Source organism: Flavobacterium segetis (assembly GCF_900129575.1).
GTDB lineage: Bacteria > Bacteroidota > Bacteroidia > Flavobacteriales > Flavobacteriaceae > Flavobacterium > Flavobacterium segetis.
Genome location: NZ_FQWE01000002.1, coordinates 113216 through 130196, shown reverse-complemented (window position 1 = coordinate 130196; position 16981 = coordinate 113216). Strand labels below are relative to the sequence as shown.

The following is a 16981-nucleotide window of genomic DNA, read 5'->3' as shown; positions in this document are numbered from 1 at the left end:
TTAAAAAAGTCCTAATAAATTTTTTTATTAGGACTTTTTGCTAAAAAATATATTCTATTCCTACGCCTATTGCTTGTCTGATTTGCGTTTTTGGACCTTCTGTAACTTGCATTCCTGCAACTTCTCTTTTAGTTTTAATGTCATCATCATATATTACGTGAGCTCCTATATTAGCTTTTACATACTGATTAACTACAAGAGCAAACGTCAAATCACAGTCGATATCAACATTACCAAAACGATTGATATAATCAGAATATAAACTTAAACTATTTTCAATGCTTATGTTTTTCATGATTTCTTTTTTAAATTTATTGGTGATTAAAAAACCAAGTTCCATTCTGGACTGTCTTCCCTCACTGATTAAATTCTTTTCAATATCATAAATAGCTTTATCAACTCCGTAAGCACCTTCATTTGCTAATGTTTGATCTAAAACTAATGTAGTTTTGAAAGTAAATGGCGAAATATAAAAAGTTCTATTTTTTTCTTTATTAATATTTTCAGCTCCTATTCCCATAAAAATATAGGCTGGGGCAAACGGTTTTGATATTGCTTTGCTGGTATTTGGGTATGCATAACCATTAGTAAACTGGGTGTTAAAATTAAATTTTGCGGAGTGAAACCAATTAGAATTTTCATCTGTTCGATAGCCAAATGTTGAATTCAATTGAAATGCATCATCTGTTTTTCTAATGTCTCTTCCTTCTTGTTTATTTATTCCATATCTAAAAATAACTTCGTTAGACCAGTTCAAATTTCCTTTGCTATAATTTCTATGAAATTTTCCTTTTAATAATCCAGAAATAGAGCTAGTTCCTCCAGCATTCCAGTTGACAAATGCTACTTCAGAGATATCAAGACCTAATGTGTTTTTGTTATTCCAATACGATAACGGCAAATATTGTGTTTTTGTTTGAATTTTCAGCTTAATTACAGTTGGTTTCATTGCAATATACTGATGAGTAGCAGGTTGAAGTGTATCTGACAAATATACTACGGGAGTTTCTTGAGCAAAACATTGAAAAGATAAAGTGAAGAAAATCAGTAATAAAGTGTAAGAGAATAATTTCATTATAATAGTGTTATGTTTAATCAGGGAAAATAAATAATTTAATACGATGAAAAAAGAGTTTCGAGACTTTTAACGTCAATTTTGCAAGATTGTTGTAATTCAGCTACAGTTCCATGTTCCATAAATTCATCAGGAATTCCGAGCAGACTGATATTACAGTGATAATTATTTGCTGCTGCAAATTCTACGATTGCACCTCCAAAACCACCTTTTATGGTTCCATCCTCGATTGTTATAACTGATTTGAATTTTTGAAAAATAGAGTGCAACTGAACCTCATCTAATGGTTTTACGAATGGGAAATCGTAATGCGCAATAATTTCAGGATTTTTTATGTTGGCTAAAGCCAAAGAAACATTGTTTCCAATCGTGCCATTCGATAAAACAGCTACTTTAGACCCTTTTTGTAGACAAATACTTTTTCCAATTTCTATTTTTTCGTATTTCCCTAAATAGTTGGATTGCCAATCTTCAATAAACCCTCGACCTCTCGGATATCGGATGGCAATAGGATGGTTTAGCCCTAATTGTGCTGTGTATAAAATATTTTGCAGCGCAATTTCATTTCTTGGAGCATAGACAATCATATTTGGGATACAGCGTAAATAAGCTATATCAAAAACGCCGTGATGCGTCGCGCCATCTTCACCTACTAATCCAGCCCTATCTAGACAAAATATAACAGGCAAGTTTTGCAAGGCTACATCGTGAATTACCTGATCGTAGGCTCTTTGTAAAAAAGTAGAATAGATGTTACAATATACAATCATTCCTTGTGTTGCCATTCCTGCGGCTAAAGTGACGGCATGTTGTTCAGCAATTCCCACATCAAAAGCTCGATCTGGAAAAGCAGTCATCATATAATTCATAGAGCTTCCAGATGGCATTGCAGGAGTGATACCAATAATTTTTTCATTTTTTTTGGCTAAATCTAAAAGTGTCAATCCAAAAACATCTTGAAATTTAGGAGGTAGATTATCCTCTATTTTTTTTATTATCTCGCCTGTCACAGCGTCAAATTTTCCAGGTGCATGGTATTTTACTTGATCCTCTTCGGCTTGTTTAAGTCCTTTTCCTTTAGTAGTTATGATGTGAAGGAACTTAGGGCCTTTTAAATTTTTTAGTCTTTTTAATTCTTTTATTACAGCAAAAATATCGTTACCGTCAATAGGACCTGAATAATCAAAATTCAATGACTTTATCATATTATTTTGTCTCGGGTTTTTACCTTCTTTAACTGCAGTCAAGTATTTTTTTAAGGCGCCAACGCTTGGATCAATTCCTATAGCGTTATCATTAAGAATTACCAATAAATTAGCATTAGTTACTCCAGCGTGATTCAATCCTTCAAATGCCATTCCTGATGCTATTGAAGCATCGCCAATTACTGCTATATGCTGTTTTTCACTTTCTCCTTTTAGGTTAGAAGCAATTGCCATTCCTAATGCTGCTGAAATAGAAGTGGAGGAGTGGCCTACGCCAAAGGTATCGTATATGCTTTCACTTCTTTTAGGAAAGCCAGAGATACCGCCTATTTGTCTATTAGTATGGAAAACTTCTCTCCTCTCGGTCAAAATCTTGTGTCCATACGCTTGATGACCTACATCCCAAACGAGTAAATCATTAGGGGTATCGAACACATAATGTAGTGCAATTGTTAATTCTATCACTCCTAAACTAGCACCTAAATGTCCTTCTTTCACAGATACGATGTTGATGATAAAGTCACGTAATTCCCTAGCGAGTTGAGGAAGTTGGGCTTCATTGAGAAGACGTAAATCAGCGGGATTATTGAGGTTTGAAAGTATATTAGTCGTCATAAAGCAAATGTACGATTTGAAATTGTATTTTTACAATCGTTAAAAAAGTAGTTTTAAAAAGAAATTAAGATCAATAAATTTAGTACAAAATGATAAATCTTTTCACCGACGAATATTTCATGAAAAAAGCGTTACAAGAAGCAGAAATAGCTTTTGATAAAGATGAAATTCCGGTTGGTGCTATTATTGTGATCGATAATAAAATAATTGCCCGAGGTCATAATTTAACAGAACTATTGAATGATGTTACGGCTCATGCCGAAATGCAATCAATCACTGCTGCTGCAAATTATCTTGGTGGAAAATACTTAATCGGATGCACGCTTTATGTTACACTCGAGCCTTGTCAAATGTGTGCTGGGGCATTGTACTGGAGCCAAATTTCGAAAATTGTGTATGGTGCAACGGATGATAATCGTGGTTACGTAAAAATGGGAACACAATTACATCCTAAAACTAAAGTAGTCAGTGGTATTCTAGCCGCTGAAGCTGCTAATTTAATGCAACGATTCTTTAGTAAAAAGAGAAAGTAATTTTAATAATAAAAATTCGTAAGCAGAATATGAATAAAAAAATCCTTACAATGCACAGTGGTTTGTAAGGATAAATTTATTTTCATGTTTATCAGGTATTAAACTTTTGAACTTTTCTAATTTTTTTTAATTTGTACCTTCTTTTCTTTTTCTTCTTTTTTTAATTTTTCTTCCGCTTCTTGCTTTTTTTCTAATTCTTCTTTTTCCAGTTTTAACTTTGCAATCTGCTTTGTATAAGAAGTCACTTTTAAATTACGAGAATCTACTTTAACCCGTTGGTTGTAATTAGTTTTTGATGGTGATTTTTCGTCAGTTCGAGTATTTTTCGATAGAAAAATGTATCGAGAACAAGAAAAATTTCATTAAAAACGATTTTCGATACGTTTTTTACGCCGTTTTACTCCATAAAAATACTCGAACTGATGTTTTGAATAATTACAACCAACGGATTATTTTAGTATTAATTTTATTTATTTCAATACTTATTGATTATGGAATAGATATATAAGGAATAAGATGGTAGTACGTTTATTCCAGATCTTTAAATAGAGCACAACCTGATTTAGATTACCTCTAAAACATTTGCTTTACTTTTAAATAGCATGAGGGATAATAGCGGCATCCTTTTGTGAAGGTTTAAAGCAATGAAACGGGGAAATTGTTTTATTCAATCAAACAACATTTTTATCTTAATTTTTCATTTTTAACCTTTACCAAATCATATACTTTAATGCCGTAAGCTATTGCATAATCTGAGAGTTGAGAATCTGATGTAATCAATATTTTGCAAGATTTTGCTTGTTCAAGCACCAGTGAATCTGTTAGTCCTATTTGTGAAAAACTTTCCAATTCGCAACCTTTTTTTGAGTCAATATAGTTTTCCGATGTAATTTTAATTACTTCTCGTATTTTTTGAATATATGGATATTTGTAATTTCCTCCGAAGGTATTTAAAAGATTATCAACTTCAGTCCAAATATTTGGTAAAACTATAATTTCTTTAAAATCTTCAATTACATTTAATAATTCATGAAAATCATCTTCATCATATATTGATGTAGCTTTATGTGTTTTAAATAATTTTGGATCAATAGTGCCAATTAACAATACAATCAAAGCATTTGAATCAACTATTATCATGCTTTATCATAGATTAAAAAGCTAATTACCTCATTCTTTTCGTTAATCTCTAGTTTTTTATACATTCTAAGAAAAGCAAATTCAGGCGATAGAGCAGAGAAGGCTTTAGATGGTTTATTTGTGTTTTCTACCAGATAAGAAACTACGACTTCCCACATTTTTTCATTTTGTTTAAAAATTGCTTGTTCTAATCGAAAATCAGGATTTTCGATAGTTGACAAATCTGCTAATTCGTTTTTGGCGATGGTTAAGATATCTTTAAGCTTCATTTGTTTTTATTGAATTAGTTCTTTTCAATGTAAAAATAGAAACTTATTTCTTTAATAAGAATTAAACGAGCTTTTTTTCGCATGAGGGATAATAGCGGCATCCTTTTGTGAAGCGCTAGCAGAACAAAAGATACAGCGAATAGCCCGACCCGAAGTTGAGAGGAGGAGCGACGAAGCAACATGAAGGGTCATGCCCAAATAAAATCAGTATTTATAAATCATAATTTTACTGCTAAGACGTCTACAATTAATATCCAGTAGTTTTTGAAAAAACATTGATTATGATAACGCCAATTAAAATTAACGATAAGCCAATAACAGCTGGTAAATCTGGAATTTGTTTAAAAAAAACAGCGCCAATTATGGTAATCAATACCATTCCCACTCCAGACCAAATTGCATAAGCAATTCCAACTGGTATGGTCCTTATGGCAAAACTCAAGAAGTAAAATGCACCGCAATAACCAACAATTGTAATGAGGCTTGGAATCAACTTAGTAAATTCTTCCGATTTTTTTAATGCCGAAGTCGCAATAATCTCGAAGATAATGGCAATACCTAAAAATAAAAAGTTTTTCATAAGTTCGACTTATGTAAATAGTTAAGTTTTGTTTGTGCAGTACTAAAAAAATAAACCCTCACATTCAAATTGAGTTTAGCTCAGTTTCCTGTAAGGGTTTATATTTAAAATGATATGGCTCATTTGTCGTAATGACAAATCGGACTAGTATCTGTAATATTCTGGTTTGAATGGTCCAGCAACTTCAACGCCAATGTAGGCCGCTTGATCGTCACGTAAAGTTTCCAATTCAACACCTAATTTAGCTAAGTGTAAGAATGCTACTTTTTCATCTAAATGTTTTGGTAACATATACACTTCATTTTTGTATGAAGCACTGTTTTTCCATAATTCAATTTGAGCTAAAGTCTGGTTTGTGAATGAATTACTCATTACAAAACTTGGGTGGCCAGTAGCACAACCTAAGTTTACTAAACGACCTTCCGCTAAAACTAAAATGTCATTACCAGCAATTGTATATTTATCAACTTGTGGTTTGATCTCCACTTTAGTTGCACCATGATTAGTATTTAACCACGCCATGTCTATTTCATTATCAAAGTGTCCTATGTTACAAACAATAGTTTTATCTTTCATTTTCTCAAAGTGAGAACCTAGAACGATATCTTTATTTCCAGTTGTTGTAATAATGATATCAGCTGTTGCAATTACAGTATCTAATTTTTTCACTTCAAAACCGTCCATTGCAGCTTGTAAAGCACAAATTGGGTCAATTTCAGTAACTGTAACAATAGATCCAGCACCTCTAAATGAAGCTGCAGTTCCTTTTCCTACGTCACCGTATCCGCAAACTATTACTCTTTTAGCTGCTAACATCACATCAGTTGCACGACGAACTGCATCAACTGCGCTTTCCTTACAACCGTATTTATTGTCAAATTTTGATTTTGTTACAGAGTCATTCACGTTTATGGCAGGCAAATGCAAAGTTCCTTCTTTCATACGCTCGTATAAACGGTGTACTCCAGTAGTAGTTTCCTCTGATAACCCTTTGATACCAGCAATTAATTCAGGGTAACGATCAAAAACCATGTTAGTTAAATCTCCACCATCATCAAGAATCATGTTCAATGGTTTTCTATCTTCACCAAAGAATAATGTTTGCTCAATACACCAGTCAAAATCCTCTTCGTTTAATCCTTTCCAAGCGTACACTTGAATTCCAGCAGCAGCAATTGCAGCAGCAGCCTGATCTTGTGTAGAGAAAATATTACAAGACGACCAAGTAACCTCAGCACCAAGAGCAATTAATGTTTCGATTAAAACTGCAGTTTGAATAGTCATGTGCAAACATCCTGCAATACGAGAACCAGCAAGCGGTTGTTCGTCTTTATATTCAGCACGAAGCGCCATTAAACCTGGCATTTCAGCCTCAGCTAATTCAATTTCTTTTCTTCCCCAGGCCGCTAGAGAGATGTCTTTTACTTTGAAAGCCACAAAAGGCATAGTTGTAGTACTCATTTATAGTATATTTGTATTGTATATTTTTTGCAAAAATACGTAATAAGTTACGATTTTAAAAGCATTCCTAAATATTTATGAATTGTTTAATTTTGTAATGTTTTAGAAATCAGTAAAATAATTTTTTATTTTAAGGCTTTCAGCCTTTTAAAGGCTAGAAGCCTTAAAATCTCAATATTAAAATGCCATTATTCAAGTCCATACAATTTAATAAAACCACACAAATTCTAGTTTGGAAAATTACTGAATCTTACGAAGAGTTATTTTACACCATTGTTTTAAATAAAAGCAATAGTGTCCGACTCGATGGAATGAAATCGCAATTGCACCAACGCGCTTTTCTAAGTGTGCGTAAACTGTTGCAATTAGCTGGTTATTCAGATTTTGATTTGTTCTACGATGAATTTGGAAAACCACATCTTAGTGATGGCAAGCATGTTTCTATCACCCACTCTCATGAATTTTCAGCAATTATTATTAGTGACGAAACGGTAGGAATTGATATTGAATTGCAAAGAGATAAAATCATTAAGATCGCAGATAAATTTTGCGACACTGAGTTTCAATTTCTTGATAATAAGAAAGTATACATCCGCCAACTAACTGTTATTTGGGGTGCGAAAGAAGCTATTTTCAAAATAAGAAATGAAAAAGGAATTAGTTTTAAAAACCATATAAAAGTGAATTCATTCGATTTAGAGAACAAAGAAACTAATGCTGAACTTCATTTCGATAACCTAATAAAAAAGTTTAAAATTCATTTTGAAGAAATTGAGGGATTTACTTTGGTTTATGCTTTTCAGGAAAGTATTTAAACAAATAAGTTACTTTTTTTGGACGCAAAGGCACAAAGGCATAATATTTAGCTTTTTAATAAATTAAAACAATCAAAATCTTAACGGCTTTAAGAATTAGTAAGTTCATTTTTTCCTAAATGATCTTTAGCTCATCTGTAGCGGTAAAGGTGGAATTTTCTAATTCTTTAATAAATTAATATAATCAATAGATTGGTAAATTAAGGAATTCGTTGTGTTCCTTTTTTTAAGTAATTTATTTTGCTGTCAGCTAGCACACAATTCCAGTGTAGTACAAGATGATTATTTATATAAAAACTCAATCACCACAACTTGTCATGCTGGAATCTTCTTAACTTTTAAGAGCAATTATGAAAAGATTTTCGGCCCAATAAAAGAACAAAAATAAGGACAATTTATTTTAGGAAATAAACAAGCCAAAGTTCAAGATGGATCTTAAGTGCTTAATAATTAAAATTAGAAATCTTAATCTTTTTGTATTTCTAGATATTCTGCAATTATACCTTTACTCTACTTTCATAAATACTGATAAACATAAAAGTACTCATTTTCCTTGCTCTGCGTTTTAAAATAGCAACGTTTTCGCCTTCAAATAATTCATCTAGTGTGGTAAACCATAAATTTAACCAAATACCAAACACATCCGAAGTAATAGCATGGTTAAAATGCTTGTCAATCTCTTGATGAGCTTTTATTGGATCTCCAGTATATTTTTTAACAGGGAATAAATTGGTTTCCCAAAAATCAGTTAGCTTTTCTAAATGTTCATTCCAATCTGTAATTGTTTTATTAAAGAGATAACCTATTTCTTTATCAGCTCTAATTTTTTTATAAAACTCTGTTACTAATAATGCTAAGTCATTGCGGTTTTCAATTTCTTTTTTCATTGTAGTTGTAAGTGATTCAAGTTTATAAAAGTATTTTCACCCATAGTTTCTATTGTCATAATTCATTTTGAAGAATTTTATTATTTGAAGATTTCAGCTGGATGCAGACTAATTTTATTTGCTTTACAATTCTAAAAAACTTTAAAATTGTTCTATTTAAATTTAAAGCGCTGAACAAAAAATTATAAAAGAAACTTTTTAAAAGCGAATACTATTTACATTTGTGATTATTATGATCAATAAAGATAACACTATATATCAGCAAATACAGCAGGCGAAGTTAGAAAATCGTAAGTTACTAGCCATTTTGCTTGATCCGGATAAAATTGTTTTCGACAAATTAGACTCGCTTATTTTAAAAATAAATGAATCTCCCGCGACTCATGTTTTCATTGGCGGAAGTATAGTAAAAAATAATATCATTGATGATTTGATATTGAAAATAAGAGAAAAATGTACTTTACCACTTGTTCTATTTCCTGGCAATCCTTCTCAAATTTCTGATCAAGCAGATGCTATTTTATTCTTGTCTCTTCTGTCAGGTAGAAATCCTGATTTCCTAATAGAGTATCAAGTTAAAGCCGCTCCGATATTGAAAAAAACGAAACTTGAAATACTCTCAACGGGATATATTTTGGTAGAAAGCGGCAATGAAACTGCTGTAGCAATAGTGAGTAAAACGAAGCCAATGGATAGGGAAAACAACAACTTAGTTTTGGCAACAGCCCAAGCAGGCGAAATGTTAGGCAGTAAATTAATTTATCTTGAAGCAGGAAGTGGCGCAAAAAAATCAATTCCATTAAAAATGATTGATTTAGTTTCTAAAAATATTGGAATCCCACTTATTGTTGGAGGTGGAATTGTAAGTTTGCAAGGAATTCAAAACGCTTATGATGCAGGAGCTGATTTAGTAGTTATAGGCACAGCATTTGAATCTGATTTTAATTTTTTTAAAACTAATCATGATGATCAGCACGATGCACTTGAATTAGTCAACAACGAAAATAATTAAAGAATTTAAAAATGGTAGATTTTTTTCTTGATGCTTATAAAAATGCTTCAATAACCCAAATTATCTTAGAAATTGTTGTTTTTATTTTTGGAATATTAAGTGTTTGGTTTGCTAAAAAAGAGAATATTTGGGTATACCCAACAGGATTAATCGCTACAATTATTTCTGTATATTTGTTATATGTGGCAGGTTATTTAGGTGATATGATGATCAATGCTTATTTTTCAATAATGAGTATTTATGGCTGGTACAGATGGTCTAGACCGGGAAATGACACAGTCGAATTACCTATAACAAGAACTAACAATAGAGAAAAAATTATCGGTGTGTTACTTTTTTTAGTAACAATAGCAGTAGTTCATAGTATCTATAATTATTTTGATTATGAAATTCACTTTGAAAATTATTTCGATATCATTGCCTCTGGAATATTTTTTACTGGAATGTGGTTTATGGCTAATAAAAAAATCGAAAATTGGACACTTTGGATTATTGGTGATATAATTGTAACCCCTTTATACGCTTATCGCGGATTAGGAATATTGTCATTGCAATATTTAATATTTACATTATTGGCAATTTCAGCTTATTTAGAATGGAGAAAAATCTTAAACAAAAACAATCAGCAATTGTAAAATTTGCATTGTTTGGACCGGAAAGTACTGGCAAAACGACTTTAGCTAAACAACTTGCACTGCATTATAATACGGTCTGGGCTCCTGAATTTGCACGTGATTATTTGCAAGAAAAATGGAATCAAAACCAGCATATTTGTGATCGTAATGATATGTTACCTATTGCTTATGGTCAAGTGCAACTCGAAAATAAAAAGGTAGCTCAAGCCAATAAATATCTTTTTTGTGATACCAATTTGTTAGTCACTAAAGTTTTTTCGGAGGTGTATTATAACTTTTGCGATCCATTGCTAGAAAACGCTGCAACAGAACATGAATACGAATTATTTTTCCTGACTGATATTGATGTGCCTTGGCAAAAAGACGATTTGCGAGACAAAAAAGAAGGTAGAGAAAACGTTTTTGAATTATTTAAACAATCATTAATTGATAATAAAAAGCCTTTTATTACGCTATCTGGCGATAAAGAGCTGAGGTTGAGAAAAGCTATTTCAATAATTGATGATTTAGCAGAAGCAAAGGGAATTGGACTTTTACCTCTCGATTTTGTGCAAATTTATAATAGGGGAATTTCAATAAAAAATGTGAAACAACAATTGCACTTTTTACAAAACGGAATTTCTAAAGTAAAATTACTAAAGCCAGCTCTTATTGGTGATGGAATATACAGGCTTTCAGAACAAGAGATTGAAAGTAAGGCAACGTTTTTTGAAGAAAATAAACATTCTTTAAAAATTTTAAAATTTGTTCCCGCTTCAGGTGCCGCAACCCGAATGTTTAAGTTTTTAATTACGTTTTTAGAGGAATATGACTTAAAAAATGAATCTATAAGCGATTATATACAACGAAAAAAAGATACCGAACTGGCCCTTTTTATAGAATCGAAAGAGAAACTTCCGTTTTTTGAAAGCATTGATGCAATATTGAAAAATAAGATTCCAGAATTTGAAAAATTAAATAAAGACGAGAAGAACTTTAACTTTGTAAAAGTATTATTGTCATCTGAATTTTGTGATTTTGCAAAGAAGCCAAAGGGAATTTTACCTTTTCACAACTATACTTCATATGTGGCTACACCAATAGAGGAACATTTGAAAGAATGTATATGGTATTGCAATGCTAATGGAAATTCGCAATTGCATTTTACGGTTTCGGAAGCGCATCAACCACAATTTGAATTAATCTTTAAATCAGTCAAAAGTGATTTTGAAAACCAGACTAATTTAGATCTTTCAGTTTCCTACTCTTATCAAAACAAAAATACAGATACGCTGGCAGTAAATTTAGAAAATCAACTATTTAAAAACGATTTAAACGAACTTGTTTTTAGACCAGGCGGTCACGGATCACTAATTGAAAACTTAAATAGATTAGACGCAGATATTATTTTTATAAAAAACATTGACAACGTTACTTATGGAAACAACCAACAAATTACGTTATATAAAAACGCATTAGCAGGCATTCTAATTGATTTGCAACAAAAGGTTTTTAGCTTTTTGAAAATTGTCGAAAACAATAAATTACCACCTAATAAAGTAGAAGAAATAAAAGCTTTTTTGCAAGAAAAACTTTTTATCACTATTAGTGATTCTTTTGAAGAATTGAGTTTAGAGATAAAAAATAAATTTATTGTTAAAGCTTTAAATAAACCCATTCGTGTATGCGGAATGGTTAAAAATGAAGGTGAAGCAGGCGGTGGCCCATTTTGGGTAATAAATAGGGGAGGCGAAATATCTTTACAAATAGTCGAGAGTTCGCAAGTGGATTTAGATGACAAGCAGCAAAGCAACATTCTCTCGGCGGCAACACATTTCAACCCTGTAGACCTCGTTTGTGGAATGAAAAATTACAAGAATGAACGTTTTGATTTAACCAATTTTATAGATCAAAATAGTGGATTCATAGTTGATAAAAATGTTTTAGGAAAAAAAATAAAAGGCTATGAATTACCAGGATTGTGGAACGGAGCAATGTCAAGCTGGTTAACTATTTTTGTCGAAGTCCCGCTCGCTACTTTTAATCCGGTAAAAACCGTGAATGATTTATTGAAACCAGCGCATCAGTCGCTTTAATTTAGTTATAAAAAAAAATTAATGAAAGTCGATAAAATCATTTCAGAGTTAACTTATAAGGCTGTTAGAAGTAGTGGAGCAGGCGGTCAGAACGTAAATAAAGTCTCTTCAAAAGTAGTACTGAGCTTTGATTTAAAAAATTCTCAAGCTTTGTCTGAGGAGCAAAAAGAATTGGTAGAAAATAATTTGGCCTCCCGATTAACTACTGATTTACTTTTGATTTTGAATTGTGATGAGGATCGAAGTCAGTTTCGAAATAAAGAAATTGTTACTAAAAGATTTTTAGAGCTGCTAAAAAAAGCTTTGTTTATCCCAAAAGAAAGAAAACCAACTCGAATTCCAAAATCAGTAATTCGCAAGCGAATAAAGGATAAAAAAAACATTTCTGAAATTAAGAAAAACAGAAAAAGGCCAGACTTTTGATAAAGATGGCAGTTGTAAGTTATATAAATTTTTAAAACGGTAAAATTATTGGAGCTAGTTTTCTTAAACTTAGTTCTTATAATTTGTATCGGTAGCGACAGAGTTTTGCTCTTTTTTTGGAATTTTAAATTTGCTTTATTAAAATTTATAGTTTTATCTTTGCGCCGTCTCAAAGGGGTGCTTAAATCTAAAATCTAGAATTAGGCTGAGATTATACCCAACGAACCTGAGCAAGTAATGTTGCTAAGGGAAAAAACGATTTAATTGTAGAGTGCACGCTATTTTTATGTCGTAGGAAACAATCATTAATTAACAAACAAGAATAATTCCCCCTTTTATTCGTAAAATTTTTACGGATGAAAATCATTTTAAATTTCTCACGCTGCAAAAGCGCAAAGGCACAAAGTGTAACTTATTTGTTGTCTATTTTCTTTTCACTAATTTCATTTATTACTTTCGCGCAAGTCACCGATACTACTGAGGTTAATCAGCTAGATGCGGTATTAGTTTCCGCTGTTCGTGCTACTACTAAAACGCCTGTGAGTTTTAGCAATTTAACTAAAAAGGATCTAAAGTCTCGAAATCTTGGGCAAGATATTCCTATTTTAATGAACTTTTTACCGTCAGTTGTAACCACTACAGATGCCGGAAATGGGGTAGGATACACAGGAATCCGTGTGCGTGGTAGTGATGCAACCCGCGTAAACGTTACCATAAATGGAATTCCGTATAATGACTCTGAAAGTCATGGAACTTTTTGGGTAAACATGCCTGATTTTGCTTCGTCCTTAGAAAGTTTACAACTGCAACGAGGCGTAGGAACTTCAACAAATGGATCTGGCGCTTTTGGAGCTAGTTTGAATATGCTTACTGATAGTTATTCTAATGAAAGCTCTGGCGAAATCTCAAACTCTTTTGGAAGCTTTAACACCAGAAAACACACCGTCAAATTCAGCACAGGATTATTAAACGATCATTTTGAATTAGCAGGACGTGTGTCTGCATTAAAATCAGATGGTTATATTGACAGAGCTTTTTCTGATTTAAAATCGTATTTCTTGCAGGGAACTTATGTGGGGAAAACTACTTTGATCAAAGCTTTGGCTTTTGGCGGAAATGAGCAAACCTACCAAGCTTGGAATGGTTTAGAAGATTTGGATAAATTAAGAAATGACCGAACATTCAATCCTTCTGGAATGTTCACAGATGAGTTTGGCACTATGCGTTTTTATAAAAATGAAACTGATAATTACCAGCAAGATCATTATCAGCTGCATTGGAATGAAAAAATATCTGAAAAATGGAGTACCAATCTTGCGGTTCATTACACAATGGGAAAGGGGTACTATGAAAATTATAAAGAGAACGCAAAATTTTCTAGTTATGGTTTAACGCCAATAGTTGTTGGTGGAACTACCATTAATAAAACTGATTTAATTCGCCAAAAATGGTTGGAAAACGACTTTTATGGAACTACTTTTTCAGCTAATTATAAACAGGAGAAATTAAATGTTGTGTTAGGTGGCGGTTATAATAAATATGAAGGTGATCATTACGGGCAAATTATCTGGGCTCGGTATGCTTCAAAATCAGAATTAGATGATCGTTATTATGAAGATTTTGCAACAAAAACAGATGGTAATCTTTTTGCAAAAGCCAATTATCAAATTGCTGAAAAGCTGAACTTGTACGGTGATTTACAAATTAGAAATGTGCATTATAAAGCCAATAGTGCAGAGGCAGGATTAGTGAATGATAATTTTAATTTCTTTAATCCAAAAGCAGGTTTAAATTATGAAGTTAACGCTAAAAACGCTTTGTATATCTCCTACGCTAGAGCTAATCGTGAACCGAACAGATCTGATTATGAAAATGGTAGTCCAAGACCAGAGAAACTAAATGATTTTGAATTAGGATTGCGTCATATAGATTCAAAAGTAAAGTTGAATGCTAATATTTATTACATGGCATACAAAGATCAGTTGATTGTAACTGGAGCGCTAGACGATGTAGGAGCACCAATACGTGAAAATAGTGGCGATAGTTATCGTTTAGGAATTGAACTTGATGCTACGATTTCAGTTTTAGATAATTTATTTATCAGACCAAATGTGACCTTAAGTACCAATAAAAATAAAGATTTCTTCTTTAAAAGAGATGGTGTTTTAACTTCTTTAGGAAACACTAATATTGCTTTTTCCCCTGACTTTATTGCGGGGAATATCGTGAGTTATGTTCCAATAAAGAACCTTCAAGTTTCTTTTTTATCAAAATTTGTAGGAGAGCAATACATGGCCAACATTGATTCAGAAGGATCTAAACTGAAATCCTATTTTACAAACGATCTGAATGTTTCGTATGAGATTATTCCAAAATCAATTTTCAAATCGATATATCTTTCAGCTTTAGTAAATAACATATTTGATTATAAATATGTTTCTAATGGTTTTTTCTACACTTTCGATGATGATTATTCTAATCCGCCAGCGATTGCCACAATAGAAGGCGCAGGTTATTATCCACAAGCAGGAATCAACTTTTTAGTAGGATTGACGTTGAAGTTTTAGTTAGAAGTATACTTTATTGAAGAAGGCTAGGAGTTTATGAACTTCTAGCCTTTTTTAATTATACACCCTCAACACTTCACCATTTACTTGAACGCGATATTGTTTTAAAGGATATTGTAATTTACTTTGACCAGAAAATAAACTGTATTCCTCATTATCGCAAGGGCAAAGCAGGTTAATTCCTTTAATTGTCATAGTAGAGCAGGAAGATAAAGCTTGATTAGGACAGGCTACATCAAAAGCATTATAACCACTACCAGTATTGAAAACTACAACTCCTCGCACTCCTTTACCTGGAATTAAAACAGCATTGCTTACAAATTTGAGGCTGGAATATTCAGGTAAGTTGAGGTTCAAATCGATTAGTACAGCGTAATTTGGCAAGTTGGGATTGTTGTTTCTAATTCCTTGCTCACTACATGAAATTAATAGTATAATAGACAATAAAAAGAAGGAATATTTTTTCATTTTAAAATAGTGTAAAAGTATTAGTGAAACAAATTTAATTTATTTAACTTTGAATTATATATGATTAACATATATTTATAAACGAAAAAAAAATAGTAAAATCATAGTGGAAAAAAATCCCGTTTTAATGGGATTTTTTCTATTTTATAATGTAGGAAGTTATGAGTACAGTATCGTATTACACCGCTGAAGGGTTAAAAAAATTAAGGGAAGAGCTGGACCATTTAAAGAGCGTTATGCGTCCAAAAGCATCTGCTGATATTGCAGAGGCTAGAGATAAAGGTGATTTATCCGAAAATGCTGAATACGACGCTGCTAAAGAAGCACAAGGGATGCTAGAAATGCGTATTGCAAAACTAGAAGAGGTGCATTCTAACGCTCGATTGATTGATGAAACGCACTTAGACCTTTCTAAAGTTTTAGTGTTGTCTAATGTGAAAATCAAAAATCAAACAAATGGAATGGAAATGAAGTACACTTTAGTAGCAGAAAGTGAGGCCGATTTAAAGACGGGGAAAATCTCAGTAACTTCTCCTATAGGTAAAGGTTTACTAGGAAAATCAGTTGGTGAATTTGCCGAAATCACAGTTCCTAATGGAGTTTTGAAATTTGAAATATTAGAAATTTCGAGAGATTAAACGAATAAAAGGTTTTTAGGGTTAAGTAATTCAAAGATTAACTTTTTAATAGTCGTTGAGGCATAAAATAATTAGCGGTAAAACAGTTCAACAATTAACTAACAACAAAATGTCAATATTCACTAAAATAGTAAACGGAGAAATTCCGTGTTACAAGATAGCAGAAGATGAAAATTTTTTGGCTTTTTTAGATGTAAATCCTAATGCAAAAGGACATACGCTTTGCATTCCAAAGCAAGAAACCGATAAAATTTTTGAATTAGATGATTTGTTGTATTTAGGTTTAATGCAGTTTTCAAAAAAAATTGCAGTTGCGTTAGAAAAATCGGTACCGTGCAAACGTGTTGGAATGGCGGTTATAGGATTAGAAGTTCCACATGCACATGTGCATTTAATTCCGTTGAATGAGATGGATGAAATGCGTTTCCAAAACAAAGTTTCAATGACCAAATTAGAATTTGAAACATTAGCTAAAATAATTACAAGCAATTTATAATAATGCATTAAATAAATTGATATACTTTTCGTTGAAAGGGAGAAAGTGAAAACTTCTCCCTTTTATTGTTTTATTTTTATACGATAT

At 32.0% G+C, this 16981-nt stretch carries 18 protein-coding genes; 9 read left to right on the top strand and 9 right to left on the bottom strand.

Features of this window, described 5'->3' with window-relative positions; genetic code table 11:
• Window positions 1–40 precede the first annotated feature (40 nt).
• A complete protein-coding gene (locus tag BUA99_RS02860; protein WP_234972889.1) occupies window positions 41–1075 on the bottom strand; it encodes a DUF3078 domain-containing protein in 1035 nt (344 codons plus the stop codon).
• A 38-nt stretch (window positions 1076–1113) separates the two neighbouring features.
• On the bottom strand, window positions 1114–2895 hold the full coding sequence (locus tag BUA99_RS02855; RefSeq protein ID WP_072988040.1) for a 1-deoxy-D-xylulose-5-phosphate synthase: 1782 nt from the start codon (window positions 2893–2895) through the stop codon (window positions 1114–1116).
• 89 nt (window positions 2896–2984) lie between these two features.
• Between BUA99_RS02855 and BUA99_RS02850 the strand changes: the two genes are divergently transcribed.
• Window positions 2985–3428: a nucleoside deaminase gene (locus BUA99_RS02850; RefSeq protein WP_072988037.1), complete on the top strand. Its 444-nt coding sequence runs from the start codon at window positions 2985–2987 to the stop codon at window positions 3426–3428.
• A 116-nt stretch (window positions 3429–3544) separates the two neighbouring features.
• Here BUA99_RS02850 and BUA99_RS15460 read toward each other — a convergent pair whose 3' ends face one another.
• The 5 genes from BUA99_RS15460 to ahcY form a co-directional block, all read right to left on the bottom strand.
• On the bottom strand, window positions 3545–3673 hold the full coding sequence (locus BUA99_RS15460) for a hypothetical protein (RefSeq protein ID WP_262487690.1): 129 nt from the start codon (window positions 3671–3673) through the stop codon (window positions 3545–3547).
• A 439-nt stretch (window positions 3674–4112) separates the two neighbouring features.
• Window positions 4113–4568 carry a PIN domain-containing protein gene (locus BUA99_RS02845; RefSeq protein WP_072988033.1) on the bottom strand — a complete coding sequence of 152 codons (456 nt, stop codon included), beginning with the start codon at window positions 4566–4568 and terminating at the stop codon, window positions 4113–4115.
• A complete protein-coding gene (locus tag BUA99_RS02840) occupies window positions 4565–4837 on the bottom strand; it encodes a hypothetical protein (RefSeq protein WP_072988029.1) in 273 nt (90 codons plus the stop codon). The genes BUA99_RS02845 and BUA99_RS02840 overlap by 4 nt, the downstream gene beginning before the upstream one ends.
• A 247-nt stretch (window positions 4838–5084) precedes the next feature.
• On the bottom strand, window positions 5085–5417 hold the full coding sequence (locus BUA99_RS02835) for a DMT family transporter (RefSeq protein ID WP_072988026.1): 333 nt from the start codon (window positions 5415–5417) through the stop codon (window positions 5085–5087).
• A gap of 144 nt (window positions 5418–5561) precedes the next feature.
• Entirely contained in the window at window positions 5562–6878 is a 1317-nt protein-coding gene (gene ahcY, locus BUA99_RS02830) for an adenosylhomocysteinase (RefSeq protein WP_072988023.1), read from the bottom strand.
• 182 nt (window positions 6879–7060) lie between these two features.
• Here ahcY and BUA99_RS02825 point away from each other — a divergent pair, with 182 nt between their 5' ends.
• The gene (locus BUA99_RS02825) at window positions 7061–7693 is read left to right on the top strand and encodes a 4'-phosphopantetheinyl transferase family protein (RefSeq protein WP_072988018.1); all 633 of its coding nucleotides are present in this window, start codon (window positions 7061–7063) and stop codon (window positions 7691–7693) included.
• Window positions 7694–8190: 497 nt separating this feature from the next.
• On the opposite strand, the gene BUA99_RS02820 is transcribed toward BUA99_RS02825, so the two are convergent.
• Window positions 8191–8580: a group III truncated hemoglobin gene (locus BUA99_RS02820; protein WP_072988015.1), complete on the bottom strand. Its 390-nt coding sequence runs from the start codon at window positions 8578–8580 to the stop codon at window positions 8191–8193.
• A 232-nt stretch (window positions 8581–8812) separates the two neighbouring features.
• Here BUA99_RS02820 and BUA99_RS02815 point away from each other — a divergent pair, with 232 nt between their 5' ends.
• The 5 genes from BUA99_RS02815 to BUA99_RS02795 all read left to right on the top strand — a co-directional run bounded on the left by BUA99_RS02815 (window position 8813) and on the right by BUA99_RS02795 (window position 15292).
• The gene (locus tag BUA99_RS02815; RefSeq protein ID WP_072988012.1) at window positions 8813–9592 is read left to right on the top strand and encodes a phosphoglycerol geranylgeranyltransferase; all 780 of its coding nucleotides are present in this window, start codon (window positions 8813–8815) and stop codon (window positions 9590–9592) included.
• Between the two features lie 11 nt (window positions 9593–9603).
• Window positions 9604–10227: a nicotinamide riboside transporter PnuC gene (gene pnuC, locus BUA99_RS02810; RefSeq protein WP_072988009.1), complete on the top strand. Its 624-nt coding sequence runs from the start codon at window positions 9604–9606 to the stop codon at window positions 10225–10227.
• Window positions 10188–12302: a DUF4301 family protein gene (locus BUA99_RS02805; protein ID WP_072988007.1), complete on the top strand. Its 2115-nt coding sequence runs from the start codon at window positions 10188–10190 to the stop codon at window positions 12300–12302. The genes pnuC and BUA99_RS02805 overlap by 40 nt, the downstream gene beginning before the upstream one ends.
• Before the next feature lie 21 nt (window positions 12303–12323).
• Window positions 12324–12725: an alternative ribosome rescue aminoacyl-tRNA hydrolase ArfB gene (gene arfB / locus BUA99_RS02800; protein WP_072987994.1), complete on the top strand. Its 402-nt coding sequence runs from the start codon at window positions 12324–12326 to the stop codon at window positions 12723–12725.
• Between the two features lie 356 nt (window positions 12726–13081).
• A complete protein-coding gene (locus tag BUA99_RS02795; protein WP_072987991.1) occupies window positions 13082–15292 on the top strand; it encodes a TonB-dependent receptor in 2211 nt (736 codons plus the stop codon).
• 54 nt (window positions 15293–15346) lie between these two features.
• Here BUA99_RS02795 and BUA99_RS02790 read toward each other — a convergent pair whose 3' ends face one another.
• Complete coding sequence (locus tag BUA99_RS02790) at window positions 15347–15760, bottom strand: Rieske (2Fe-2S) protein (protein ID WP_072987989.1); 414 nt, start codon at window positions 15758–15760, stop codon at window positions 15347–15349.
• 161 nt (window positions 15761–15921) lie between these two features.
• On the opposite strand from BUA99_RS02790, the gene greA reads away from it, so the two are divergent.
• Window positions 15922–16398 carry a transcription elongation factor GreA gene (gene greA / locus BUA99_RS02785; protein WP_072987987.1) on the top strand — a complete coding sequence of 159 codons (477 nt, stop codon included), beginning with the start codon at window positions 15922–15924 and terminating at the stop codon, window positions 16396–16398.
• A gap of 109 nt (window positions 16399–16507) precedes the next feature.
• Window positions 16508–16894 (top strand): HIT family protein, encoded by a 387-nt coding sequence (locus BUA99_RS02780; RefSeq protein ID WP_072987984.1) that lies wholly within the window; start codon window positions 16508–16510, stop codon window positions 16892–16894.
• Window positions 16895–16981 lie beyond the last annotated feature (87 nt).